Genomic DNA, 23,459 nt, shown 5'->3' with positions numbered 1-23,459 from the left:
TGTTTCATGTTTGATGCTCAGCCTGACCAGATGCAAATCGTCGTTTACGACGACGCAGCAAGGGGCCGATCGGCCAAGAATGCCAATCTGAAAACCCATTTCCTTCATTACTTGAAAAGGACGAAACATGGCTGAAGCATATATCGTTGCCGCCGTACGCACCGCCGGCGGACGCCGCGGAGGAAAGCTTGCTGGCTGGCATCCCGTTGATCTCGCGGCTCAAGTGCTCGACGCGCTGGTCGACCGAAGCGGCATCGACCCGGCACTGGTGGAAGATGTCATCATGGGTTGCGTGAGCCAGGTCGGTGAACAATCTACCAATGTGGCGCGCAATGCCGTCATGGCATCGAAACTGCCCGAATCCGTACCCGGCACGTCGCTCGACCGCCAGTGCGGCTCATCCCAGCAGGCGCTGCATTTCGCAGCGCAGGCCGTCATGTCGGGCACGATGGACGTGGTCATTGCAGCCGGTGTGGAAAGCATGACGCGCGTACCGATGTTTACACCAAGCGCCTTGCCGCAGAAGAACGGCATGGGCTATTACATGAGCCCGCAAATTCGTGAACGCTATGCCGATGTGGCGGATTTCAGCCAGTTCATTGGCGCCGAGATGATGGCCAAAAAATACGACCTGACCAAGGACGAACTCGACCAGTACGCATTGAAAAGTCACCAGCAGGCGATCACTGCGACCCGGGAAGGATTGTTCGAGGAGGAAATTCTTCCGCTCGAAGTGCGCCTCGCGGATGGCACGAAAACCGGCGAGATGCATGCGGCTGACGAGGGCATTCGCTTTGACGCGACCCTGGAAGGGATTCAGAGTGTCAAGCTGCTGAAGGAGGGCGGCGTGATCACCGCGGCTAACGCGAGTCAGATCTGTGACGGCGCGACCGGCGTGATGGTCGTCAGCGAAAAAGCGCTCAAGACCATGGGTGTAAAACCGCTGGCGCGCATTCATCATCTGTCGGTGATTGGTCACGATCCGGTCATCATGCTGGAAGCACCGATTCCTGCGACGATGAACGCGCTGAAGAAGGCCGGTATGAAGATCGACGACATCGACCTGTTCGAGGTCAACGAAGCTTTCGCCTCGGTGCCGCTGGCGTGGCTGAAGGCCGCTGGTGCCGACCCCGCCAGACTGAACGTGCAAGGCGGCGCCATCGCACTTGGACATCCGCTCGGCGCCTCCGGTACCAAGCTCATGACCACGCTGGTGCATGCGCTGAAGCGAAGCAACAAGCGTTACGGCTTGCAGACCATGTGCGAAGGCGGCGGAATGGCAAACGTGACCATCGTCGAGCGCCTGTAATTCAAGTATCTGTAGTCGGTCGCCTGCAACGCAAGTGAATGTGGACGTGCAGGCGACCTCGATGAATGAAGTGCGCATCAACGAAAGGAACTGGAGGCGCCAGGTACCAGGTGAACCGCTGATCCTCAAGGACATCGCCGCAAAATAAAGATATCAACGGATGGTCGCAGTCACGACATGTCCGCAATGAAAGCAGAGAGACCAAGAGACCAGGAAACTAAAGGAAGACGCCATGCTAGGACTGATGCAGGACCGGCCGCTGTTGATTTCATCGCTCATCGAGCATGCGGCCACGTATCACCCGGAGAGGGAAATCGTCGCACGGACCGTGGAAGGCACACTCCATCGGACCAACTATGCGGAGGTCCATCGTCGCGCAAAACGCGTTGCCAATGCACTCAAGGCACTGGACATCGAGTTTTCGGACCGTGTCGGCACGCTCGCCTGGAATACTCATCGTCATCTGGAGCTTTACTTCGGCGTGTCGGGATCGGGCGCTGTCCTCCATACGGTCAATCCGCGCCTTTTTCCCGAGCAGATCGAATACATCATCAACCATGCGGAAGACAAGGTGTTGTTCTTCGATACCACATTCGCTCCGCTGATTGAGAAACTCGCGCCAAAGCTGAAGAGTGTGCGCCACTTCATTGCCATGACCGACCGGGCACACATGCCGGTTCTGGATATCCCTAATCTGCTTTGCTACGAGGACCTGCTCGCCGCGCAAAGCGAAGAGTACGTATGGCCGGAATTCGACGAGCGTTCCGCCTCGTCACTGTGCTATACGTCCGGCACCACAGGTAACCCCAAAGGAGTGCTGTACTCGCATCGTTCGACGGTATTGCACTCGCTGATGGAGTGTTCACCGGACACGTTTGGCGTGTGCTCGTCGATGTGCATCCTGCTTGCCGTGCCCATGTTCCACGCAAACGCCTGGGGCATGCCGTATGCCACCGCGATGGTGGGTGCCAAGGTGGTCATGCCCGGCCCGCACCTCGATGGCCAAAGCCTGTATGAACTGATGCGGGACGAGGGGGTTACCTTTTCGCAAGCCGTGCCGACCGTCTGGCTAATGCTGTTCCAGTATCTCGACCAGCATCCGGAAATCGACATGAAGAAACTCGGCCTGAAGACCATCGGCGTGGGTGGCGCGGCAACTCCGCGCACGATGATCGAACGTTTCGAGCGCGACTTCGGCGCCGACTACGTGCAGGGGTGGGGCATGACTGAGACCAGTCCGATCGGCGTGATCGGCCGCCTGCTGCCCAAGCATGCGGGTATGACCAGGGAAGAGCAGACCAGGGTGAAGATGAAGGCTGGCCGGGCAGTGTGGGGCGTGGGCCTGAAAATCGTCGGCGACGATGGCAAGGAATTACCCCATGACGGTGTTGCCTACGGCCATCTGCATGTGCGCGGCCCCTGGATCGCAGGCGGCTACTTCAAGGATGAGGGTGGCAAGGTCCTTGACAAGGACGGCTGGTTCCCGACAGGCGACATTGCCACCATCGATGCCGATGGTTACGTACAGCTGGTCGATCGTGCAAAGGACGTGATCAAATCCGGTGGGGAATGGATTTCATCGATCGATCTGGAGAATACCGCTATCGGCCATCCTGCCGTACAGGAAGCGGCGATTATCGCCGCACCACACCCGAAATGGCAGGAACGTCCATTGCTGCTGGCTGTCAAGCGCCCGGGCAAGGACCTGACGCGCGAAGAGCTGCTCGAGTATCTCGGCGAGCGGGTCGCGAAATGGTGGGTTCCGGATGATGTGGTCTTCGTCAGCGAATTGCCGCATACCGCTACCGGCAAGCTGCTCAAGACCAAGCTGCGGGAACAGTTCCGCGATTACCGGTTGCCAACGGTCTGATTTACGCGGAATTCTCAAGCATGATCGACAGACAGCTTATCGGTCGCATCGTATCTCGTCATCAGGCTGAGGCGGAGCGCGGGCGCTTGCGCCTGTTTGCCAAAGCAATCGGGGAGACGGGCGATTGCTGGTCGGAGGAGGAGCGGCTGCGGGTGCCGCTTACCTTTTTGTTTTGCCTGGACATGGAGCGCCCCGATCCTTACGATTGGTATGCCGGGGCCGGCCTGGAACTGCCGAAGGTATTGCATGGCGAGCAGTCGTTCACGTACATCAGGCCCTGTTTTTCCGGCGATGTGCTGAGCTTTGAAACGCGCATCGAAGATATTTATGACAAGAAGGAAGGCAAGCTGGAATTTCTCGTCAAAGCCACGAGAGTGACCCGAGTGACCGGTATGAGCGGCCTGCAAGGCGAGCATGTGGCGGACCTGCGGACCGTGATTGTCCAGCGCCATGGGTAAATCGCCTTTTAGCTGTTCCGGGCCCGATGCCATCCAGCTTGGCCAGCAATTGCCGCCGCTCGAGGTTCCGGCCATTACCCGTACCGCCCTGGCGGTTTATGCGGGTGCTTCGGGCGACCACAATCCCAACCATATCGATATCGATGCCGCAAGGGCGGCAGGGCATGAAGATGTCTTTGCACACGGAATGCTGGTGATGGCCTACCTTGGACGCTTGCTGACGAACTGGGTACCGCAGGAGCGGATCATGCAGTTTGACGTCCGCTTCATGAACATCACGCATGTTCGGGACCGCCTTGTCTGTACCGGCGAGGTCGTGGAGAAACGCAGCGGAAATATAGTCGTCGTGGATGTGCAGGCACGAGATCAGGACGGTGACCTCAAGGTCTTCGGTAAGGCATGGATTGCCGTGTAAGCGCGAATTGCCCCATGGATGAGCTACGGTAAACCAGCCATCCACACGGATTTCTTTGCAGCGCAAGCCTGCGATTGATCCATCTCAAGCGGCATGGCTCGGGTCGCGACACAGCTCTGGCCAGGTTCCATACTGAAAGCGATTTGTCACCAATGGCGCGCAACGCGCGTCGTCCTTATCGATGACCCTGGCGAGGATGGACATGGCTAGCAGCCTTCGTCGCTTCAAGGAAATCGTCCTTTTCGACGATGCCGCCATTACCGGCCATTGTTACGCTGTCCCGATCCGAACACCAAACGCACGGCAAGAATTTCAAAAAAGAAACGCCGGCATCGAACGACGAGCGACTGGAGGAGAACCATGTCCGCGACCGCCCCGCCTGAACTGGTAACCCGCACCCCGCGCTTTACCGGAAGATGATTTTTGCAGAACAGCTTTGTTTGTCCCAACCGTCCGGAGTCGCCTCCGGTCCCAACAACAAGAGGAGATCAGTATGAAACTGCAGTCCGGTACACATGGAGTGACGACAAAGCGAATCACAAAGCTGAGGCTGTGGATGGCTGCGGCAGGTATCGGTGCAAGCCTTGCCTTGCCAGTCCAGGCGCAGGAAACTTTCAAACTGGGGATCGTGACCTTCCTGTCTGGTCCGGCGGCGGAAAGTTTCGGTGTGCCGGCGGGTAACGCGGCCAAGATCCTCATCGAGCAGTTCAACAAGGGTAGCGCGCCCGCGCCTTATAACAAGAAGGGATTCGGCGGCCTGACGGTGGAAACCGTGGTGGTCGACGAGGCAGGCGGCGCGACCAAGCAGGTGCAGGAACTGCGCAACCTGTACCAGCGCGAAAATGTCGATGCGGTCATCGGCTATGTCGGATCGGGCGATTGCCTTGCGGTAGCGCCGGCAGCCGAGGAAATGAAGAAGTTCCTGGTGCTGTTCGACTGCGGATCGCCCCGCATTTTCGAGGAAGGCAATTACAAGTATGTATTTCGCACGGCCGCACACGGCGCGATGGACAACGTGGCGCTGGCGCGCTACCTGAAGTCGCGCAACATCAAGGTCGAGACCATGAACCTGATCAATCAGGATTATGCTTGGGGCCAGGACTCGCGCACCGACTTCGTGGCCGCCATGGGGCAGCTTTATCCCAATGCCAAAGCCGCCGGTGATCTGCTGCCCAAATTCGGCGCGGGTCAGTACGGCACCGAGATTTCGGCACTGGCACGCCAGCCGGCTGACATCGTCTACTCCAGCCTGTGGGGTGGCGACCTGCAAGCCTTTGTATTGCAGGCCGCGCCGCGCGGCTTGTTCAAGCGCAGCCAGCTGGTGCTGAGCGCCGGCGATCATGTGCTGCCTTCGCTTGGCGACAAGATGCCGGACGGCACGGTTCTTGGCGCACGCGGCGCTTACGGCATCCTGGCAGCGAAGAGCCCGCTCAACGACTGGTTCTGGAAGACGTATCAGGATGTCCACGGACCGGCGGCTGTCGTGCAGGCCAGCTACCGGATGGCCCAATCGCTGATGGGTGTCAAACTGGCAGTGGAAAAAGCCATGGCAAAGAATGGCGGCAAAAAGCCTACGCCCGAAGAACTGGCGGAGGCGCTGCGCGGTTCGGAGTGGGATTCGCCGGGCGGACACATCAAGATGGCGCTGGCAAACGGGCAACAGGCGATCCAGCCTATTGCGATCGGGCGGACCAAATATGACCCTGCGAAAAAGATGGTGGTCGCCACCGACATTCAGCACTTCAAGGCGGAATGCGTGAACCCGCCGGCCAACATGAAGAGCCTGGACTGGATCAAGGCAGGCTTCCCGGGCGCGAAATGCGACCAGTAACACAAGGCAGATCGCGAGCGAAAACGACGAAAGAGTCAGGCGCACGGCAACGCGCGCCTGACACCGATTTCGGCACCAAATCCCAGGAGGAAGCAAAATGGATCTCGTTCTGACCATCGGTGTCGATGCCCTGGTCTATGCGTCGTGGCTGTTCATTGTGTCTCTTGGGCTGACGCTGGTGTTCGGTGTGCTCAAGATCCTCAATATGGCGCACGGCAGTATCTATGCGCTGGGCGCCTATTCGGCGGCCAGTGTCGTTGCGCTATTCACCGCCTGGGGGATGTCGCCCGCATGGTCGCTGGTGGCCATGCTGCTGGCGGCAGCTGGTGTGGCGGCGCTCATCGGACCGCTGCTGGAGCGCGGCCTGCTTGCACGCTTTTATGGGCGTGACGAAGTGTTGCTGTTGCTGGTGACATATGCGCTCTTCCTGATGCTGGAGGATGGCACCAAGCTGCTGTGGGGTGTGAACCCTTATTACGTATCGGAGCCGTACAGCTTGTTCGGCAACGTGGAGATCGGGTCGCTTTCCTTCGTCGGTTATGACCTCGCGCTGATCGTGCTTGCCGTGGTGTGCGGCCTGCTGGTCTGGCTGGGGCTGAATCGGACGGTGGCGGGCAAGATTGTGCTGGCGGTCATCCATAACCCGGAGATGAGCGCCAGCATGGGCGTCAACGTGAACTTCGTCTACAGCGCCGCCTTCACCGTCGGCGTGTTCCTTGCCGCACTCGGCGGCGCGTTCACCGCGCCGATGATCTCGGTGCAGCCGGGGGTCAGTGTGAGCGTCATCATCGTCAGTTTCGCGGTGGTCATCATCGGCGGGCTCGGCAGCATCGAGGGCGCGGCCATTGGTGCCGTGGTGGTGGGTCTGGCGAGGGCGGTTGCGGTGCACGTGATGCCGGATGTCGAATTGTTCAGCGTCTACCTGGTGATGGCTGCGGTATTGGTGTTCCGTCCCGAAGGCTTGTTCCAGAGCGTGAAAGCGAGGGTGATCTGACATGACGGCCACAAAAACCCTGCTCATTGCCTTTGGCGTGACGCTTGCCCTGCTTGCGGTGGGGCTCGTTGCCCCAAAGTGGCTACTGTTCCTCGTCACGATGGCTGCTTCACACGGACTTGCCATTCTCGGGGTGGTGGTACTTTCACGTGGCGGCGGCGCCACCTTCGGCCAGGGGTTGTTCTTTGCCATCGGCGCCTACGTGGCGGCCTTGGTCTCGCTGCGCCTTGGCATCAACGACGCCATCCTGCGGGCGCTGCTCGGCGCGCTGGCCGGCGCGGTGGTCGCCGGTTTGGTTGCACCGCTGCTGGCACGCTATCGTGGCATCTTCTTTGCGATGCTCACACTGGCCTTATCCATGGTTGCCTACGGCATTCTCAGCAAATGGACTGCACTCGGCGGGACCGATGGCTTCAACCTGCCGCGCCCGACGTTGCTGGGCATGCAGCTCGCCACGGAGCATGCGGATTACGTACTGTACGCGCTGACGGTCGTGTTTTCGATGATCGCCAGCCTCTGCATTGCGGTGTACTTCCGTTCCTCTTCGGGGCTCATATCGCTTGCGGTGCGCAGCAACGACTTGCGCGTGGAATACCTTGGCGCGTCCTCACGTGCCTCGCTGGCAATCGACTTTACGCTGGCAGGCGCGCTCGGTGGTCTCGGCGGTGCCCTGACCGGCCTGGCGCTCGGACATGTGGATCCGCAATTTGCCTATTGGACCACCTCAGGCGAATTCGTGTTCGCTGCGATTCTTGCTGGTTACCAGAGCGTGGCCGCGGTATTCGTCGCCTCCCTGGTGCTGGAAGTAGTGCGGTCGTTTTCCAACCTTTACTTTCCAACCACATGGCAGCTGGCGCTGGGCATATTCCTGCTGGTGGTCGTGCTGTTCCGCCCGGCCGGCATCGGGTCTTTCTGGATACGGCAGCGGCGTGCTCCGCAATCCTCCGTGCCGGATGAAACTGCGCCTGCGGTCGAGGTAAAACCTGTCAGTCACCAGGGAGCGGCAACATGACGCCATTGCTTGCGGCAAAAGGATTGAACAAGCGATTCGGTGCGGTAGTCGCGGCCGAGAACATTGACATCGAAGTCCCGGCCGGGCAAAAGATGAGCCTGATCGGCAGCAACGGTGCGGGCAAGACTACGTTCGTCAATATGGTGACCGGATACCTCAAGCCGGATACCGGCAGCATTTCGCTGGAGGGCGCCAATATCACCGCGCTCGCGCCACGTCATATTGCCCGTCTCGGTATCTGCCGCTCGTTCCAGATTCCACAGTTATATCTGGACCTGAGCGTCTTCGACAACCTGCTGGTTGCCGTGGCGGCCGCGCATTCCACCGGGCTCTCGATGTGGAAGCGTGCCGACTCGCCTGACCGGTTCGAACGGGCCGAACAATTGATACGCCGTTTCGGCCTGGGCCCGTATGCGTATCGCCGGGTCACCGAACTGCCCGGCGGCGTGCGCAAGCTGCTCGATATCGCCATGGCAATGGCCCGGCAGCCCAAGCTGCTGCTTTTGGATGAGCCAACGTCGGGCGTCAGCGCGGACGAAAAATTTGACGCGATGGAGCGCGTGATGGAAGCGCTGTCACAGGAAGAGGTCACCGTCATGTTTGTCGAGCATGACATGGATATCGTGGCCCGCTTTTCGGAACGAGTGATTGCATTCTACAGCGGTCGGATTATTGCGGATGCCGCGCCGACGGAAGTACTGAAGAACCCCGAAGTGCAGCGTTACGTCACCGGAGGACACGCATGAGCCAGCATGCCTTGCTTGACGTGCAATCGCTCGAAGTCAGCATTCAGTCGATGGCTGCGTTGCGCGGCTTTTCGATGACCGTGCAGCCCGGCGAAATGGTCGGACTGATCGGCCGCAACGGCGCGGGCAAAACCACTTTCATGCGCACCGTCATGGGTCATCTCCAGCCGTCTGGCGGTACGCTGGCCTTCGGGGCCAAAGACCTGGTCAAGGCCAGTCGCAACAGCCGCGCCGCCGACGGGATCGGCTATATGCCGGAAGACCGGGGACTGGTACCGCAATTGACGGTGGAGGAAAACATCCTGCTACCGGTCTGGGTGTCGAAGACGCTCAAGGCCAGGGATCGCCTGGACTTTGTTTACGGATTGATGCCGGAGGTGGCCGACATGCGCGACCGCAAGGCGCTGCTGCTCAGTGGTGGTCAGCAAAAGCTGGTGGCGCTGGGCCGCGCGCTGGCGGTCGGCACCCGCATGCTGTTGCTCGACGAACCGTTTGAAGGCGTGGCCCCGGCTCTGTCCCAGCGGCTGTCTGAAGTGATCTTTGCGCTCAGGGGCAAGGACCTTGCCGTCGTGATCTCGCAGTCCGACCTCAATCATTCGCGCAAGCTTTTCGATCGGGAATACGTGATTGAACGCGGCGCCAACGTGGCAATAGCGCCATGACACTTTTTATAATGAACACAGGACATATCCATGGATTTTCAGTACTCGGAACCATCGCTGGTCACGCACGAGACGCTGCGTAACGTTTTGGCATGCGATGAACCAGGCAAGGCCAAGGCAAACCGTGGCGCTACGCTGCCTTATTACCTTGCCCACAAGGAGGAAGCATGACGACCGATGACACCAATCTTCGGCTGCGCTACTGGCGCGATGGTGCAATTGCCCATATTCGCTTCAATCGACCGTCAGTCCTGAATGCGATCGATGTACCCACTGCGGACGCATTCTTCGCCGCCTGTCAGGAGGCCTCCGCGGATAAGGAGGTGCGGGTGGTGGTGATCAGCGGTGAAGGGCGTGCCTTTGTTGCCGGCGGCGATCTGGCGGCGATGAAGCGCGACCCGGTCAACACCGCGCAGGCACTTATCAAACCATTGCATGGCGGGATCATGCTGCTGGCATCGATGAACGCCCCCGTGCTCGCCAGCCTGCACGGCGCGGTGGCCGGCGCTGGCCTGGGCGTGGCACTTGCCTGTGACCTTGCCATTGCCGCAGAGGGAACTCGCTTCAACCTTGCTTACGTCAACATCGGCGCCAGCTCGGATTGCTCTACGTCCTGGGGTTTGCCACGCGTGGTAGGGATGCGCAAGGCCATGGAAATTGCCTTGCTGGGTGACACTTTCGATGCCACGGAAGCGCTGCGCCTCAATCTGGTCAACCGTGTGGTGCCCGCTAAGCAACTGCAGGAAGAAACCGACAAGCTGGCAAGGCGGTTGGCGGACGGCCCGCCGCTTGCACTGGGTCGGCTCAAGCGACTGATCCGCGACTCGCTGGAGCGAGATCTTCAGGGTCAACTCGACGCGGAAGCCGAAGGCTTCGCCGCCTGCGCGGCAACGCGTGATTTTGCGGAAGGTGTTGCAGCGTTTTTTGAAAAGCGCCCCGCGAGTTATACGGGTCAATAGCCAGCACTGATGATCAGCACTGATATTCAACGCTGATCATCAGGACCGAGCATCATGCAAGGAGGATGAGGATGTGGGAAATCCAGCAACCGGCAACCCGAATGGAGTCGCACTTTGGCGACCGTGTGGTGCCGTGCTTTGCCGAACGGCCGCATAGTGTCTACGCCATGTTCCGGCAGGCGGTTGAATCCAATCCGGATGGCGAGGCGGTAATCTGCGGCGAACGGCGATTGAGCTGGCACACCCTGCATGCTCAGGCCATGTCGGTTGCGGGCGGCCTGGCCCAGCGGGGTGTCGTGAAAGGCGAGCGCATCGCGCTTTTACTTGGTAATGATATCGAATTTGTTGTGACGACCCTTGCCGCTGCGGCTCTGGGAGCGATCGTCGTGCCGCTCAGTATTCGCGAACAGAAGCCCGGCATAACGTATATCCTGAATCAATGCGCGGCGGCAGTCATCGTCTATGATGCCGCCTTGTCCGATCGGCTTCCCGCAGCAGTCGACGTCGCGCATCTCAGGTTGAGGGTCTGTGTCGGTGACGATACCGGCGCAAACGCGTTTGGCGCACTGCTTGCCACGCCAGCAATGGCAGAGGCCGCCGAGATTTATGAAGAGGACGTAGCCGCGATTCTTTATACCTCGGGTACGACCGGCCGCCCCAAGGGCGCAATGCTTACCCATGTCAACATCGTGCATTCGACCATGCATTATGAAAGCACGATGGCACTTACCAGTGCGGACCGTGGCGCGGCAGTGGTGCCGCTGTCGCATGTGACCGGACTGGTCGGCCTTCTCATGGTGATGGTACGCACGGCGGGCACGCTTCTCGTGGTGCCTGCTTTCAAAGCGGCCGACTTCCTGCCCTTCGCCGAGCGCGAACGCATGAGCTTCACCATCATGGTGCCCGCCATGTACAACCTGTGCCTGTTGCAGGATGACTTCGACCGGCGCGACCTTTCCGCGTGGCGTGTCGGTGCCTACGGCGGCGCACCGATGCCAACCGCCACCATCGATGCATTAGCCCGTCAGCTTCCGGGACTGGTGTTGATGAACGCCTACGGTGCCACCGAAACGACCTCGCCTTCGACGCTCATGCCGCCCGGCCAGACAGACGGGCACCGCGACAGTGTAGGCCGCACGGTACAGTGCGGACACATCCTCATTATGGACGAAGCCGGGCGTGAAGTGCCGCGCGGCGAAACCGGAGAAATCTGGATAGGCGGCCCGATGATCGTGAAGGGTTATTGGGACAATCCTTCGGCAACCGCAGAAAATTTCACTGCCGGATACTGGCACAGCGGCGACATCGGCAGCATGGACGCAGACGGCTATCTCCATGTCTTTGATCGGCGCAAGGACATGCTTAATCGCGGCGGTTACAAAATCTACAGTGTCGAAGTGGAGAACGTGCTGTGTCAGCATCCTGCCATTCTGGAAGCGGCGGTGGTCGGGAAGCCTTGCCCGGTGCTCGGCGAGCGCGTGCATGTATTCGTCGCGCTGAAGGAAGGGCAGGGCGTTGCGCAGTCAGAATTGATCGCATTTTGCGCCGAACGCCTGGCCGACTACAAGGTGCCGGAGAGCGTCACACTGCGAACCGAGCCATTGCCGCGTAATGCCAACGGCAAGTTACTCAAACGCGACTTGCGGGAGCAATTGCTTGCGGAGCTGAAGGCAACGGCGTGAAGCCCGCGTCGTTGCAGCCCGGGCGGCTAGGCGGAATCGGATGTCTGTTGCTTGCAGCCTTTCTTTGGGGTTGCAGCTTTCCGGTAGGTAAGGCAGCCATGCTGGCTGTGGACGCCTATTTTCTGACATCGATCCGTTATGGCGTGGCGGCTGTGATCCTGGTGCTTGCACTCCTACTCTCTGAAGGCGTGCAGTCGCTTCGCTTTGACGGCCGAATGATCCTCGTCGGCGTGCTGGGCATCGTTGGCATCGGCGGTGGCGTTCTCATGATGTTTGTCGGACTGCACCGTACACATGCCGAACATGCGGCGGTAATCGTCGCCACCCAGCCGCTCGTCGCGGCGCTGGTCACCTGGATGGTCCGAGGCCAGCGGCCGGATTCCCGCACGCTGCTGGCAGTCGGTCTTGCTTTCACCGGAGTCGCCCTGGTCGTGACGCGTGGTGCTCCGCTGAGTCTGGCAGGCTCCGAATCGGTGACTGGAGACCTTCTCGTACTTGGTGCCGCCCTTTGCTGGGTGACATATACGCTGAGCGCTGCGGCGTTTCCGACTTGGTCTGCCTTGCGATTTACGGCCCTGACGGCAGGCGCAGGAACCGTATTTGTGGTTGCCGTGACGTTAGTGACGGCACTGCTCGGCGCTGCAACGCTTCCGACCACGGGCCAGCTTGTCTCGGTCGGCTGGCAGATAGCTTTCGTTACCTTTGGTGCCGCATTGCTCGGCACCCTGTGCTGGAACATCGGCATTCAGCGCATTGGCCCCAATGGTGTTCTGTTCATTAATTTCGTGCCGATTACTGCCTTCATCATTGGTGTCGCCAGGGGATACGCCTTCAATTGGGCCGAAGTGCTTGGTGCGCTCCTGGTCATCGTTGCTCTTGTCTCAAGCCGACTTGAGGGGGCAAGCAAGAATCCCTCTGCCGCCATCACATCGCGATGATATATACCGCGGTTTATCGCAGTAGTCATGACGACCGCACGGACACTTGAGCGAGCTGGTTCTAACGCCAATCCTGCTTCAGCCGGCAACCGTTTCGCCTGTCCGGGCGCGGCGCGTGTTCGCGATGGTTTTCGCACGGGCCTTCTTGATCCAGAGCCACGCGCCGGAGAACGACAGCAATGCGAGGCTAAGGCCCACCAGCACCTGTAGCCATTGCGTGGCCGGACCGCCGTACACCCCCGTATGAAGCGGAAACAGCCAGCTCTGAATCTTCACTGCCCGATTCGCTTCCAGGGCGTTGTCGACCCGAAGCACACGCCCGTCATAACGGCTGAACCAGACAAAGGATCGGCCGAATTGATGAATTTCGCCGTTGAGCCGCATGCGAACCGCAACCACACTGCTATCTTTTACGGGCAATGTCAGCCTGGTGATTTGCCCGTCCGGAAACATCGACTGGGCTTCCCGCAGCATGCGATCAATCGATGCCGACTCAACCGATGTCGGGAGAGCTTTGGGCGCAGGCTGCCGAGTCCCGCTACCGGTCGTCGCGATGAGTAGGGGTTCGGTAATCAGGTCATACAGCGCAAGAGCGGACCCTGTCAGCGCAGTCAGCAAAATCAACACCGCCGCGATGGCGCCGCTAACCCGGTGCGCGTCAAACCAAACCCGAAACGCTCCCGCACCCCATTTGATTGAAAAAGCCTGTTTCCACTTTCCGCCTTTGGGCCACCAGAGAAAGATGCCAACCAGCGTAAGCAGTATTGCGCTAAGGCCGATCCAGCCTTGAATCTGCTTGCCAGTCTTGCCAGCCAGGAGGTGCACGTGGAAATCAATCAGCAGTCCGGTGACCGAATCATTGGGATGGCGGACGCCGAGAATCTGGCCGGAGTAGGGATCCGCGTGGGCCCGCAAGCCACTCGGTTGAAACACAACCTGCGCTGGCTCCGTAGGGGCCAGGGGCATATAGACAAAGGCGGGTGTTTCCGCAGGCAGTGCCTCTTTCGCATTCCGCAGGAGCGCATCGACTTGCAGCGGGGCATTGACCGTAGGAGAGATTGTCAATAACTCCGGGTTGAGATAGGCGTCGATTGCTTTGCTAAAGACAATTGCGCTGCCGGTCAGCCCGCTGCCTATCAGGAAAAGCCCCACGGCAAGGCCGAGATAGCGGTGGAGAAATACAAGGGTCTTTCGCATAGTCGCAGGCACGAGACAGGGGAAACGTACCGAAATGGTCAAAAATTGCCGCTCAAGATAGCGAGTATAGTATCATCTGTGAATGCGAATTAGTCGCATTTGCGTTAATTTTCCTGAAAGGACCTTATGCAGCCCCGTCTGACCGTGCTTGCCAGCGCGCTTTCCCTGGCTTTTTCCGCATTCCCTGTGCTTGCCCAGACATCGCCCGCCCAGGCAGAAAAAGAACTTGGCACCGTCACGGTATCTGCAGAAAGGATGGGCAGCTACAAGAGCAACAGTGTCCAGGTGGGAACCTTCCGGGATGTCGCCCCGCTCGATGTACCCCAGACCAGCAATGTCGTCACGCGCGAGGTTCTTGATGCGCAGGCAGCGTCAACCTTGTACGGCGCGCTGCGCAACACCGCCGGTGTCACCCGCTCGCAGCTCAATGGGTCGACCTACGACAACATCGCCATTCGCGGCATTCTGGTAGAAAATCGCGGCAATTACCGCCTCAACGGCAGTCTTCCGATCATCAATCTGGTCGATATCCCGCTTGAGAACAAAGAGCGGGTGGAAGTGTTGAAGGGCGCATCGTCCCTGTACTATGGTTTCGTGCCGCCGTCCGGCATCGTCAACCTCGTCACCAAGCGGGCAACCAAGGAACCGGTCACCAGTTTTGCAGTGACGGCCAACCAGCATGGCGGGGCGTCGGCTCACGCCGACATAGGCCGTCGCTTCGGAGAACAGGAACAATTCGGCGCCCGCATCAACCTGGTCACCGGGCGCGAGGACATCGGGGTCGAACGCTTCTCGGGTGACCGACAGCTTGCGTCGGCAGCGCTGGACTGGAAAGCGACCAGGGACCTGTCGTTCAAGCTCGATCTTGAACATTACCGCAAGGACGTGTCCGAACAGGCCGCCATCGCGCTGTTACCTGCTTCAGGCGGCAGAATCGCGTTGCCGAACGTTCCCGACAACAAGCGCAACCTGGCTGGCGAATGGCAGAACTACGACGCCCAGGCGACCAACGTGCTGTTCCGCACCGACTATCGTCTGAGTGACAACTGGAGTGTGCTGGTGGAAGGCGGGCACGCGAAGACCGAGCGCGATCGCAACTTTTCCCAGTTTCAAAACTACAGTCTGACGACAGGTGCCGGCACCCTGCGCACCTTCTTCAATCGCGGGCAGGAATGGGAGAACACAAATTATCGAACCGAGCTGATGGGCGTCCTGCCAGGAGCCTGGATGTCGCATGAGCTCACCCTCGGTTTCACACGAAATGACCGCGACGCGGTGTCCATCTCTAATGGAACATTCGACACGCCACAGAACCTGTATAACCCGATTGATATTGCCGAGCGCTCTCCGACCGGAGCTCCGGTACGTGCACCTTCGGCCATCAAGGACCGCGGGTGGTATGCTCAGGATCGCATCTCGTTCGGCGAACAATGGCAGTTGACCGCTGGCGTGCGCTCGAGCCGCTATGAAAGTACGACTTCGACCACGCGCTACAGCACCGATGAGTTGAATCCTGCGGTCGGGTTGATGTACAAGCCGGTTTCCAACGTTTCCGTCTATGCCAGCTATATCGAGGGCGTGGAGGAAAGCGGTCAGGCTCCGGCGAACCGCGCGAATGCAGGCGAACTGCTGGCTCCCGCTGTCGCCAAACAGAAGGAAATTGGCGTCAAGGCCGAGGTCGCCCAGGGAGTGCTGCTGCAGGCTGCCTATTTTGACATCGACCGTCCCTCGACCGACATCGATGCGGCAAACCGTTTCGTGCTCAACGGACTGGCTGAATACAAGGGAATAGAACTCGCCGCCTCCGGCGAGATCACGAAGCAGCTGTCGCTGATCGGATCTGCTCTGTTCATGGATGCCGAGCAGAAAAATATCGCGAATGCCGGCACCTATGGCAAGACACCGGAAAACACGCCGCGTCGCACAGGCAGCCTGTTCGCCGAGTACCGGCTTGCGCAGGTGCCCGGCCTGGCACTGAGCGGCGGGGTGTTTTACGTTGGCGAACGCCCCGTGAATAACGCGAATCAGGCCTCCATAGGCGGCTACACCACCTATTCTCTTGGCGCACGCTACATGACAAAACTGGCTGGGAAGCGTACTACCTTCCAGGCCGTGCTGGACAATGTCACCGACAAGAATTACTGGAGCACCGCCGGTAACGGTTTCATCGGCGTGGGTAGCCCGAGGACATTGAAGGTCGCTGCAAAGGTCGACTTCTAAGTTATCAGAATAAAGAACACTGAGATGAAAAAATCATTTGCCGCTGTAAGCTTGGGCGTATGCCTGTCTCTGTCGAGCCCATTCTCGGTTGCTCAAGCCTCTCTACCCGTCCAGCATGTCGTTGCGCACTACGCCAAGCTAGTACATGCAAGCTATTCGGATGCGCTTTCTGCTGCCCAACGGATGGACCAGGCCATCAATGGATTCCTGACTGCTCCTTCCGATGACTCCCTTGCGAAGGCACGCAAAGCCTGGCTCGACGCCCGCGAAGTGTATGGACAGACCGAGGCATACCGCTTCTACGGTGGGCCTATTGATGACAGTAAAGGACCCGAAGGTCGGCTCAATGCATGGCCGATGGACGAGTCGTATGTGGACTTCGTCGAGGGCAATGACAAGGCAGGCATCATCAATAATCGCAAACAGCCGATCACGAAGAAGGCCCTCACTGTCTTGAACGAACGGGACGGCGAAGAAAACATCGCTTCTGGCTGGCATGCAATCGAATTTATGCTTTGGGGACAGGATCTCTCGGAGACCGGCCCCGGCAACAGGTCGTACGAGGATTTCATTGACGGCAAGAAGCCTAATGCAGATCGCCGCCGCCAGTATCTGAAGGTGACAAGCGCATTGCTCCTCGACGATCTGCAGTCGCTGGTAAAGGCATGGTCTCCCGGGCCGGCGTCCAACTACCGTGCACGCTTCGAAAAGGGCGGCCAGGAATCCCTGCGCAAGATCTTTGTGGGATTAGGTTCCTTGTCGCGCGGCGAACTCGCCGGCGAGCGTCTGGAAGTGGCGCTGGCGAGTCAGGACCAGGAAGACGAGCACAGCTGTTTCTCTGACAACACGCATCGTGACGCGGTCGCCAATGCGAGGGGGATAGAAAACGTCTGGCTCGGCGAATACAAGCGACCGGACGGTGAAGTGTTGAAAGGCCCGGGACTGCAGGCGCTAGTCGCAGCGCGGGATGGCGGACTGGCCGAAAAGACGACGCGCCAGATCCGCGCCTCCGTGGAGGCAGCGGAAGGGATACAGGCGCCGTTTGACCGTGAAATCGTTGGCGGCAAGGATGCGCCGGGCAGGAAGCGCGTGCAGAAAACGATCGACAGCCTGGTCGAGCAATCGCGCAACCTGGTGGATGCCGCGAACGCCGTCGGGATCAAGCGCCTGACATTGGTACAGCCGTGATCAAATTTGCCCCCTTGCTTGTCGGAGCCGTACTTGCCGCGGCAGGCGCAGCTATGCTCCACGCAGCCGTGCCGTTCGACGGCAACGACCTGCAAGGCGAATTGACCGGCGGAGCGACGACCGTGCATGCGGATGGGCGCAATGCATTCTCGTTCCCGGCGGCAAACCTCGATGACGATGAGCGCACCCGGTTTGTGATCGGCAATTCTTTCTTTCGCCGTAACTGGGTGCAGGCCCCCGCGTCCACCACTGCGCGCGACGGACTGGGTCCGCATTTCATCGCCCGCTCTTGCGGTGGCTGTCATGTGCAGGATGGCCGTGCGGCGCCGCCAGCGTTCCGCAAAGGTCTGAGCGATGAGCAGCCCGTCGGCTTACTGTTGCGGCTGTCCGTTCCTGGCAAGGGCGATTTCGGTGCGCCGAAACCCGAACCCACCTACGGCGATCAATTCGCCAATCTTGCCGTCCAGGGTGTTAAGCCGGAAGGGCAGATAGTGATGCGCTGGAAAGCAATCGATGGACGTTTTGCCGACGGCACCACCTATACGTTGCAAAAGCCGCTGTACGGCTTTCGCAAGCTCGCCTACGGCCCGATGGCGAAGGAAGTCATGGTCAGCCCACGCATTGCGCCGCAGTTGATCGGTGTTGGATTGCTTGAAGCCATACCCGAGCAAGAGATTCTGCATAACGCGGCGATGCAGGCGGCTTCACCCGGGCCCATCAAAGGTGTTCCCAACCGGGTCTACGATGCTTTCGCCGAGCGCGAAATGATCGGCCGCTTCGGCTGGAAAGCCAACGCCGCCACTCTGGCGCACCAGACTGCATCCGCATTCCTGGGTGATATCGGTATCACCTCGTCCAAGTTTTGGCGCGAGGCCTGTACCGAGAAACAGAAAGATTGCCTCGCCGCCAAAAACGGCAGCAAGCCGGATACCCGGGGCGAAATCGATGATGAGACCTTGGCCAACGTGATCTTTTACCAGGCCAGCCTCGCACCGCCGGCACGTCGCCTCAAGGACGAGGTCCGCATCGAGCAGGGCCGGCAGCTGTTCATGCAGGCGCAATGCGCGGTCTGCCATCGGCCAAGCTATACGACGACCGAAGGTCCCTTTCCGCATCTGACGAGCAAGGCCTTGCAGGGACAGAAAATCTGGCCTTATACCGATCTTCTGTTGCATGACATGGGCGACGACCTGGCTGACGGACGTCCGGATTTTGCCGCCAGCGGCAAACAGTGGCGCACACCGCCGCTGTGGGGTATCGGCCTGCTCAAGGACGTCAACGGCCATACCCGTCTGCTACATGACGGCCGTGCTGACGGCGTGCTGGAAGCCATCCTCTGGCACGGCGGCGAAGCCGAGGCCAGCAAGCAGCAGGTGCTGAAGATGAATCAGGCCGAACGGTCGGCACTCGTGAAATTCGTGGAGTCCCTATGACCAACCCGGTTTGCAGACGCATCGTTCTAAAACTTGCTGCTGTTGCGCTGTTCACCCCGCTAGCGACCAACTTGGCGGCACAATCTTCCAGGCCAGACGTTGCGGCGCCGTTTTACAAGCCGGAAGATGTGGTCACCGGACTTTACCAGCACTGGGCGCAACCGCGTGCAGTGGCATTCGCGGATGCGGCAAAGCAAATGCACCTGGCATTAACTACATTCTGCGCCAATGCGCCCGGTAGCTCGGCGATCAATATCCGCGAGGTGAGTAGTGCATGGAAAGCCGCCGTGGCCGGCTGGGAGCAGCTATCCGCTGTCCCATTCGGGCCACTGATCGAGCGCCGTTCGGTGCGTGCCATCGACTTCACGCCGACCCGTCCGTCACTCATTGAGCGAGCCATCAAGCAAGCGCCACGCGGCGCGGCGGCCATGGAGCGCATTGGTTCTCCCGCAAAAGGCTTTCCTGCTCTGGAGTGGCTGTTATGGGAAAAGCCTATCGACAGAGGCACGCACGCCTGTGCATATGCCGTCGAGGTAGCGGCCGACATAACGCGGGAAGCTGATGCCCTGAAAGCTGCCTTTGCCAATGCCAACCCGGGCGACTGGGACCCCGAGCGGGCCGCGAACGCATTCACGGAGTTCGTGAATCAGTGGGTCGGTTCAGTGGAACGACTGCGTTGGCAAGAAATCGAACGGCCCGTACGTGAGGCGAAGTCCACCTCTCGCAGCGCCGTGCGTTTTCCGCGTCAGCTCAGCGGTGCCACATCGGCCAGCTGGGCTAGCCATTGGGCGTCGTTACGCGAGCTGGCGGTATCCGGGGATCAGGAAGCGCCGCAACCTGGTCGCGATCTCATTCCCATGGACTGGTATCTGCGTGGCCGCGGTCATGCAGCTCTTGTCCAGCGGTGGCAGCAGGCATTCGAGCAAGCCGGCGCTGCCATGCAAGGACTTTCTCCAAACTCGCAGGGGCGACTACTTCCGGCAGCAAAGCGGCTGGCAACGATCAAGCGCATGGCCGAGGATGAGATTGCACCGGCGCTCAACATCAGCATTGGCTTTTCCGACGCAGATGGCGACTGACGAGAACACCACGCAGTTGCCAGGGCGCCGACGCATACTCCTCGCCTCGCTGCTTGGTTGCGTCACGCCTGCGTGGGGTGCGTCGGCCTCCGCATCGAAGCTACGCATCGCTGCGGCATGGAACGATAAAAATGGTCACCACATCGGGGTCCTGGCAAGGCGTGCCGAGGGAATGCTGCCCGTTGCCAGCGTTGAAGTGCCGACGCGCGCCCACGGGGTGCTCATGGAAGCCGATGGCAGTCTGCTGGCGGTCGCGCGACGGCCCGGTGACTGGATGCTGCGGTGGTATCCCGGACGGAGCGCACCGCACTGGGTCTGGGCCGAACCGGGCCGGGCTTTCAATGGACATCTCGTTGTTGCCGGTGGCGGCAAACGACTGTTTTCGACCGAGACCAACCTGGAGACGGGGCAGGGACTGATCGGCGTGTGGGATGCACAGTCGCTGGAAAAGCTCGATGAGTGGGACACACATGGTATTGATGCCCACATGATGCTGATGGACGGCGAAACGCTATTGGTGGCGAACGGAGGTGTTCCGACCCAGCCGGAAACCGGCCGGATCAAGCGCAACCTCAATACGATGGCCTCATCATTGGTCCGTCTCGATGCACGGAGCGGCGCGCTGTTGGGACAATGGAAGCTTCCTGACCGCCGTTTGAGCATGCGCCATATGGCGCGTAACGGCTCGCGCGTCGGCATCGCCATGCAGGCCGAGCACGACCTCCGGGCAGAGCGCGACGCAGCGCCGGTTCTGGCCCTCTTCGACGGTGACACGCTGACTCTCCCGGACCCGGTACGCGTGCCGGGGCTGGCAGGATACGCCGGCGACATAGCTGCCTGGGACAACGGTTTTGCGATAGGCGCACCGCGTGCTAACGCAGTATTACGCTGGCGGCCCGATGAGGGGTGGCTGACGCCACTAGCCTTGCAGGATGGCTGCGCTATTGTCTCGGCCGGAGGTCCTGACTTCTGGGCGAGCGGAAGTGCAAAGGTGCTCGGCGTTGAATCAGATTCAGGCATCATGCTCAACCTGCCGGCAAGCCTCAAAATAGATAATCACTGGGTTCTCGCCTAATGTGGAAACCAGGCTGCGAGGCCGGAGCACCTGTAGTATTCACGCAGCAATGTGGCATGGACCAAGATTCCGATATCGATCTCGGCGGCCCCAGGCAATGCTGCAAGCGGCAATGCTCTTACTCGTCGTACACACTAAAGACCGGAATGTGACGGTCTGGCTGTCAGGTGCGGCCCGTCACCCGGCGATGTAGGCAATCCGGGAGCTCCGATCCCATCCGGTTAAGGTTGCAATACGCTAGCCTGGCGCGGTTGGGAGATCACTTTAAGGATACGGACATTCACGGACTGACCGTCAGGCCTGGGCCATTCGATCTGGCTACCCTCGGCAAGACCCAATAGTGCTGTCCCAATGGGCGTAAGGACCGATATCTGGTTTGTTCCGTTGCCAATATCCGAGGGGTAAACCAGTGTCATGCAAAATTCTTCTTTTGGTGACGTGATCTCAAACTGCACTGTTGAGTTCATGGTTACTACCGTGGCCGGCATCTGATCAGGCTCAACAATATTTGCGCGCCCCAGTTCATCGAGCAGCGCATTCTTGCTCTCTATCGCGGATGCCGGAAGAAGATCGGCAATCGCCTCAAGGCGTTCGGCATCAATAGCTGAAACAATAATGTCAGGTTTCATTCGTAATACTCCGTTAAGTGTGATGTGAAGCACCGTCGGTGCCCCATATTAAATGTACGTTGGCGCGCTTATGCATGATCAGAGCGCGCATTCCTCCCGTCATCGGCGATTTTTCTAAGCGGCCGGCCTGTCATCCCAACCACCAGGAGGCGCAGTTGAGGCGACAAGGAGGTCACAGGTTGTGCGGTCCATTAGACGTTGCGCGGTGCTTCCCAGCAGGCGTTCCTCGAAGCACGATTTACCGCGTCTGCCAATGGCGATCAGGTCAGCGCGCATGCGCTTGGCGTAATCGCACAGTACAGGGACGGTATGCCCATAATGAATGGCCCGAGTGATCAATTGCTTCCTTGGTCCTAGCTGGGCAATGAACAGATTGAGTTCTCCGCGTGCCTTTTCGCACATAGCCATCCGACTGGCGTTCATCGCTTCGGTATTGAGGCCGGACTCTCGCATGATTCCTTCGTCCGGGATAAGGCAGGCGTGAAGAAACGTGAAGTGAGCTGATGGCGCCATGGCTAACGCATAGCGCGCGGCTTCCTTTGATTCTTCTGAAAAATCTACCGCAACCAGCACTTTTGTGTACGCGCGCGCCGGTTCGGTATGTACCAGAAGCACCGGCCGATTACAAAGACGGACGAGTTCGTCGTTAGCATCCCGTGTGAAGAAATCGGATACAAATGTTTTCGAGCGCGCCGCAACAATCGTCAGGTCCGCATCCAGTTCGTCGGCTCGCCGGGCAATTGCAGAAGCCGGTTTTCCCACGGCCAACGAACGTATGCACTGCAATGCTTCAACGCTCTGGATTAACGAAACCGGGAGTCGGTTCTCGACGAGGACGTTATCTACCGCAGTGATATCGAGTTCCGTGCTTTGGGAAGCGGTGGCAGGTGTATTTAACCCCATCCTTGTTTCCTGTACGGCCAGAATCTCGAGCGTGCCGATTTTCAATTCGACACTGAGCATTACAGCGCGCGTTTCAGCACGCCTTGCCTGTTCTGAATAGTCGGTGGCGACTAATATAGTCTCAATACGATGCATACCATTCCCCTCAATACGTAATACGGCGCTGAACAAGCAAATCCTTCTGGCAGCTAATTCGATGGTGCGACGGTGACCGCCACCGGACGGATCAGCCGTCCATTGATTGCATAACCTTTTTGTTCTACGCTGGCTACGATGGGTGTCGAACTGATATCGCTGGATTTCGACAGCAATCGATGCTTGTCCGGATCAAACCGGTCTCCCGGACTCGCCTGCAACTCCACCAATCCCTGCTTTTCCAGCGCCGCCTGGAAAAGCTTGAGCGTGAGCGCCAGTCCGGAACGTAATGCATGCACATCCGTGGTCTTGATCATCAGCGCAGCTTCCAGCGAGTCCTTAAATGACAGTAGTGACTTTGCAAATTCTTCGATCGCGAACCGGTGCGCATGCGCTAGGTCCGCCTCCGCTCTGCGGCGTGCATACTCGACGTCCGCGATGGCGGCGCGCACCGAGTTCTGCAATGTCGCAATATGCTCGTCAACAGCCTGCAGTCGCTGGGCAATACGCATCTGGTGCGTAGCCTTCGACGCACTATCCTGATCTTTAGCAGCGTTATCCGGCTTCATGGCCGAGGAATCAAATTGCTGGTACTTTTCATCGTTGTTGCAATGGTTGTTTGCGTCTCGCATGACTGGCTCCTTCATCGTTATGCCGGGCTGGCACACATGACGGATGCCGCTTCATCTGACTTGCAGTGAAGCAATCCGTCTCCAACAGGCTT

General features: G+C 59.3%; 22 protein-coding genes. 18 read left to right on the top strand and 4 right to left on the bottom strand.

What is annotated here, in order from left to right; translation table 11 throughout:
• Nucleotides 1-127: 127 nt before the first annotated feature.
• From ACFQUU_RS25785 to ACFQUU_RS25725, 13 genes are all read left to right on the top strand, one after another.
• Nucleotides 128-1,309 carry an acetyl-CoA C-acetyltransferase gene (locus ACFQUU_RS25785; protein ID WP_382250995.1) on the top strand — a complete coding sequence of 394 codons (1,182 nt, stop codon included), beginning with the start codon at nt 128-130 and terminating at the stop codon, nt 1,307-1,309.
• 232 nt (nt 1,310-1,541) lie between these two features.
• Nucleotides 1,542-3,179 (top strand): 3-(methylthio)propionyl-CoA ligase, encoded by a 1,638-nt coding sequence (locus ACFQUU_RS25780; protein ID WP_382250994.1) that lies wholly within the window; start codon nt 1,542-1,544, stop codon nt 3,177-3,179.
• Nucleotides 3,180-3,199: 20 nt separating this feature from the next.
• On the top strand, nt 3,200-3,637 hold the full coding sequence (locus tag ACFQUU_RS25775) for a MaoC family dehydratase N-terminal domain-containing protein (protein WP_382250993.1): 438 nt from the start codon (nt 3,200-3,202) through the stop codon (nt 3,635-3,637).
• Entirely contained in the window at nt 3,630-4,052 is a 423-nt protein-coding gene (locus ACFQUU_RS25770; RefSeq protein WP_382250992.1) for a MaoC/PaaZ C-terminal domain-containing protein, read from the top strand. The genes ACFQUU_RS25775 and ACFQUU_RS25770 overlap by 8 nt, the downstream gene beginning before the upstream one ends.
• A gap of 493 nt (nt 4,053-4,545) precedes the next feature.
• Nucleotides 4,546-5,883 (top strand): ABC transporter substrate-binding protein, encoded by a 1,338-nt coding sequence (locus ACFQUU_RS25765; protein ID WP_382250991.1) that lies wholly within the window; start codon nt 4,546-4,548, stop codon nt 5,881-5,883.
• Nucleotides 5,884-5,980: 97 nt separating this feature from the next.
• Nucleotides 5,981-6,877 carry a branched-chain amino acid ABC transporter permease gene (locus ACFQUU_RS25760; protein ID WP_382250990.1) on the top strand — a complete coding sequence of 299 codons (897 nt, stop codon included), beginning with the start codon at nt 5,981-5,983 and terminating at the stop codon, nt 6,875-6,877.
• A gap of 1 nt (nt 6,878) precedes the next feature.
• Nucleotides 6,879-7,889, top strand: coding sequence for a branched-chain amino acid ABC transporter permease (locus ACFQUU_RS25755; protein ID WP_382250989.1), 1,011 nt, complete (start codon nt 6,879-6,881; stop codon nt 7,887-7,889).
• A complete protein-coding gene (locus ACFQUU_RS25750; RefSeq protein ID WP_382250988.1) occupies nt 7,886-8,635 on the top strand; it encodes an ABC transporter ATP-binding protein in 750 nt (249 codons plus the stop codon). The genes ACFQUU_RS25755 and ACFQUU_RS25750 overlap by 4 nt, the downstream gene beginning before the upstream one ends.
• Nucleotides 8,632-9,297, top strand: a complete 666-nt coding sequence (locus ACFQUU_RS25745; protein ID WP_382250987.1) for an ABC transporter ATP-binding protein — start codon at nt 8,632-8,634, stop codon at nt 9,295-9,297. The genes ACFQUU_RS25750 and ACFQUU_RS25745 overlap by 4 nt, the downstream gene beginning before the upstream one ends.
• Before the next feature lie 30 nt (nt 9,298-9,327).
• Nucleotides 9,328-9,468, top strand: coding sequence for a hypothetical protein (locus tag ACFQUU_RS25740; RefSeq protein ID WP_382250986.1), 141 nt, complete (start codon nt 9,328-9,330; stop codon nt 9,466-9,468).
• A complete protein-coding gene (locus tag ACFQUU_RS25735; RefSeq protein ID WP_382250985.1) occupies nt 9,465-10,256 on the top strand; it encodes an enoyl-CoA hydratase/isomerase family protein in 792 nt (263 codons plus the stop codon). The genes ACFQUU_RS25740 and ACFQUU_RS25735 overlap by 4 nt, the downstream gene beginning before the upstream one ends.
• A 71-nt stretch (nt 10,257-10,327) precedes the next feature.
• Nucleotides 10,328-11,938, top strand: a complete 1,611-nt coding sequence (locus ACFQUU_RS25730; protein ID WP_382250984.1) for a class I adenylate-forming enzyme family protein — start codon at nt 10,328-10,330, stop codon at nt 11,936-11,938.
• Nucleotides 11,935-12,876, top strand: a complete 942-nt coding sequence (locus ACFQUU_RS25725; RefSeq protein ID WP_382250983.1) for a DMT family transporter — start codon at nt 11,935-11,937, stop codon at nt 12,874-12,876. Before ACFQUU_RS25730 ends, ACFQUU_RS25725 begins: the two co-directional genes overlap by 4 nt.
• Before the next feature lie 78 nt (nt 12,877-12,954).
• Here ACFQUU_RS25725 and ACFQUU_RS25720 read toward each other — a convergent pair whose 3' ends face one another.
• The gene (locus tag ACFQUU_RS25720; RefSeq protein ID WP_382250982.1) at nt 12,955-14,073 is read right to left on the bottom strand and encodes a PepSY-associated TM helix domain-containing protein; all 1,119 of its coding nucleotides are present in this window, start codon (nt 14,071-14,073) and stop codon (nt 12,955-12,957) included.
• Between the two features lie 126 nt (nt 14,074-14,199).
• Here ACFQUU_RS25720 and ACFQUU_RS25715 point away from each other — a divergent pair, with 126 nt between their 5' ends.
• From ACFQUU_RS25715 to ACFQUU_RS25695, 5 genes are read left to right on the top strand one after another with little or no spacing between them, the layout of a single operon-like run.
• Entirely contained in the window at nt 14,200-16,293 is a 2,094-nt protein-coding gene (locus ACFQUU_RS25715; protein WP_382250981.1) for a TonB-dependent siderophore receptor, read from the top strand.
• A 24-nt stretch (nt 16,294-16,317) separates the two neighbouring features.
• Nucleotides 16,318-17,481: an imelysin family protein gene (locus tag ACFQUU_RS25710; protein WP_382250979.1), complete on the top strand. Its 1,164-nt coding sequence runs from the start codon at nt 16,318-16,320 to the stop codon at nt 17,479-17,481.
• A 53-nt stretch (nt 17,482-17,534) separates the two neighbouring features.
• Complete coding sequence (locus tag ACFQUU_RS25705) at nt 17,535-18,914, top strand: di-heme oxidoredictase family protein (RefSeq protein WP_382251013.1); 1,380 nt, start codon at nt 17,535-17,537, stop codon at nt 18,912-18,914.
• Nucleotides 18,911-19,993 (top strand): imelysin family protein, encoded by a 1,083-nt coding sequence (locus ACFQUU_RS25700; protein ID WP_382250977.1) that lies wholly within the window; start codon nt 18,911-18,913, stop codon nt 19,991-19,993. Before ACFQUU_RS25705 ends, ACFQUU_RS25700 begins: the two co-directional genes overlap by 4 nt.
• Nucleotides 19,983-21,068 (top strand): DUF1513 domain-containing protein, encoded by a 1,086-nt coding sequence (locus ACFQUU_RS25695; RefSeq protein ID WP_382250976.1) that lies wholly within the window; start codon nt 19,983-19,985, stop codon nt 21,066-21,068. The genes ACFQUU_RS25700 and ACFQUU_RS25695 overlap by 11 nt, the downstream gene beginning before the upstream one ends.
• A gap of 221 nt (nt 21,069-21,289) precedes the next feature.
• Here ACFQUU_RS25695 and rnk read toward each other — a convergent pair whose 3' ends face one another.
• From rnk to grpE, 3 genes are all read right to left on the bottom strand, one after another.
• Complete coding sequence (gene rnk, locus ACFQUU_RS25690; RefSeq protein ID WP_382250975.1) at nt 21,290-21,697, bottom strand: nucleoside diphosphate kinase regulator; 408 nt, start codon at nt 21,695-21,697, stop codon at nt 21,290-21,292.
• 114 nt (nt 21,698-21,811) lie between these two features.
• The gene (locus ACFQUU_RS25685; RefSeq protein ID WP_382250974.1) at nt 21,812-22,735 is read right to left on the bottom strand and encodes a universal stress protein; all 924 of its coding nucleotides are present in this window, start codon (nt 22,733-22,735) and stop codon (nt 21,812-21,814) included.
• A gap of 53 nt (nt 22,736-22,788) precedes the next feature.
• Complete coding sequence (gene grpE, locus ACFQUU_RS25680; protein WP_382250973.1) at nt 22,789-23,367, bottom strand: nucleotide exchange factor GrpE; 579 nt, start codon at nt 23,365-23,367, stop codon at nt 22,789-22,791.
• Between the last annotated feature and the right edge of the window lie 92 nt (nt 23,368-23,459).

The sequence above is a fragment of the Herbaspirillum sp. GCM10030257 genome (genome assembly GCF_042666555.1).
GTDB lineage: Bacteria > Pseudomonadota > Gammaproteobacteria > Burkholderiales > Burkholderiaceae_D > Noviherbaspirillum.
The sequence above is the reverse complement of the archived record's forward strand: the minus strand, read 5'-3'. Positions and strand labels throughout refer to the sequence as shown.

What these genes read in the sequence shown, in the direction of transcription:
- ACFQUU_RS25785 (WP_382250995.1), top strand. Translation starts at nt 128, where the DNA reads ATGGCTGAAGCATATATCGTTGCCGCCGTACGCACCGCCGGCGGACGC.
- ACFQUU_RS25780 (WP_382250994.1), top strand. Translation starts at nt 1,542, where the DNA reads ATGCTAGGACTGATGCAGGACCGGCCGCTGTTGATTTCATCGCTCATC.
- ACFQUU_RS25775 (WP_382250993.1), top strand. Translation starts at nt 3,200, where the DNA reads ATGATCGACAGACAGCTTATCGGTCGCATCGTATCTCGTCATCAGGCT.
- ACFQUU_RS25770 (WP_382250992.1), top strand. Translation starts at nt 3,630, where the DNA reads ATGGGTAAATCGCCTTTTAGCTGTTCCGGGCCCGATGCCATCCAGCTT.
- ACFQUU_RS25765 (WP_382250991.1), top strand. Translation starts at nt 4,546, where the DNA reads ATGAAACTGCAGTCCGGTACACATGGAGTGACGACAAAGCGAATCACA.
- ACFQUU_RS25760 (WP_382250990.1), top strand. Translation starts at nt 5,981, where the DNA reads ATGGATCTCGTTCTGACCATCGGTGTCGATGCCCTGGTCTATGCGTCG.
- ACFQUU_RS25755 (WP_382250989.1), top strand. Translation starts at nt 6,879, where the DNA reads ATGACGGCCACAAAAACCCTGCTCATTGCCTTTGGCGTGACGCTTGCC.
- ACFQUU_RS25750 (WP_382250988.1), top strand. Translation starts at nt 7,886, where the DNA reads ATGACGCCATTGCTTGCGGCAAAAGGATTGAACAAGCGATTCGGTGCG.
- ACFQUU_RS25745 (WP_382250987.1), top strand. Translation starts at nt 8,632, where the DNA reads ATGAGCCAGCATGCCTTGCTTGACGTGCAATCGCTCGAAGTCAGCATT.
- ACFQUU_RS25740 (WP_382250986.1), top strand. Translation starts at nt 9,328, where the DNA reads ATGGATTTTCAGTACTCGGAACCATCGCTGGTCACGCACGAGACGCTG.
- ACFQUU_RS25735 (WP_382250985.1), top strand. Translation starts at nt 9,465, where the DNA reads ATGACGACCGATGACACCAATCTTCGGCTGCGCTACTGGCGCGATGGT.
- ACFQUU_RS25730 (WP_382250984.1), top strand. Translation starts at nt 10,328, where the DNA reads ATGTGGGAAATCCAGCAACCGGCAACCCGAATGGAGTCGCACTTTGGC.
- ACFQUU_RS25720 (WP_382250982.1), bottom strand. Translation starts at nt 14,073, where the DNA reads ATGCGAAAGACCCTTGTATTTCTCCACCGCTATCTCGGCCTTGCCGTG.
- ACFQUU_RS25715 (WP_382250981.1), top strand. Translation starts at nt 14,200, where the DNA reads ATGCAGCCCCGTCTGACCGTGCTTGCCAGCGCGCTTTCCCTGGCTTTT.
- ACFQUU_RS25710 (WP_382250979.1), top strand. Translation starts at nt 16,318, where the DNA reads ATGAAAAAATCATTTGCCGCTGTAAGCTTGGGCGTATGCCTGTCTCTG.
- ACFQUU_RS25705 (WP_382251013.1), top strand. Translation starts at nt 17,535, where the DNA reads ATGCTCCACGCAGCCGTGCCGTTCGACGGCAACGACCTGCAAGGCGAA.
- ACFQUU_RS25700 (WP_382250977.1), top strand. Translation starts at nt 18,911, where the DNA reads ATGACCAACCCGGTTTGCAGACGCATCGTTCTAAAACTTGCTGCTGTT.
- ACFQUU_RS25695 (WP_382250976.1), top strand. Translation starts at nt 19,983, where the DNA reads ATGGCGACTGACGAGAACACCACGCAGTTGCCAGGGCGCCGACGCATA.
- rnk (WP_382250975.1), bottom strand. Translation starts at nt 21,697, where the DNA reads ATGAAACCTGACATTATTGTTTCAGCTATTGATGCCGAACGCCTTGAG.
- ACFQUU_RS25685 (WP_382250974.1), bottom strand. Translation starts at nt 22,735, where the DNA reads ATGCATCGTATTGAGACTATATTAGTCGCCACCGACTATTCAGAACAG.
- grpE (WP_382250973.1), bottom strand. Translation starts at nt 23,367, where the DNA reads ATGCGAGACGCAAACAACCATTGCAACAACGATGAAAAGTACCAGCAA.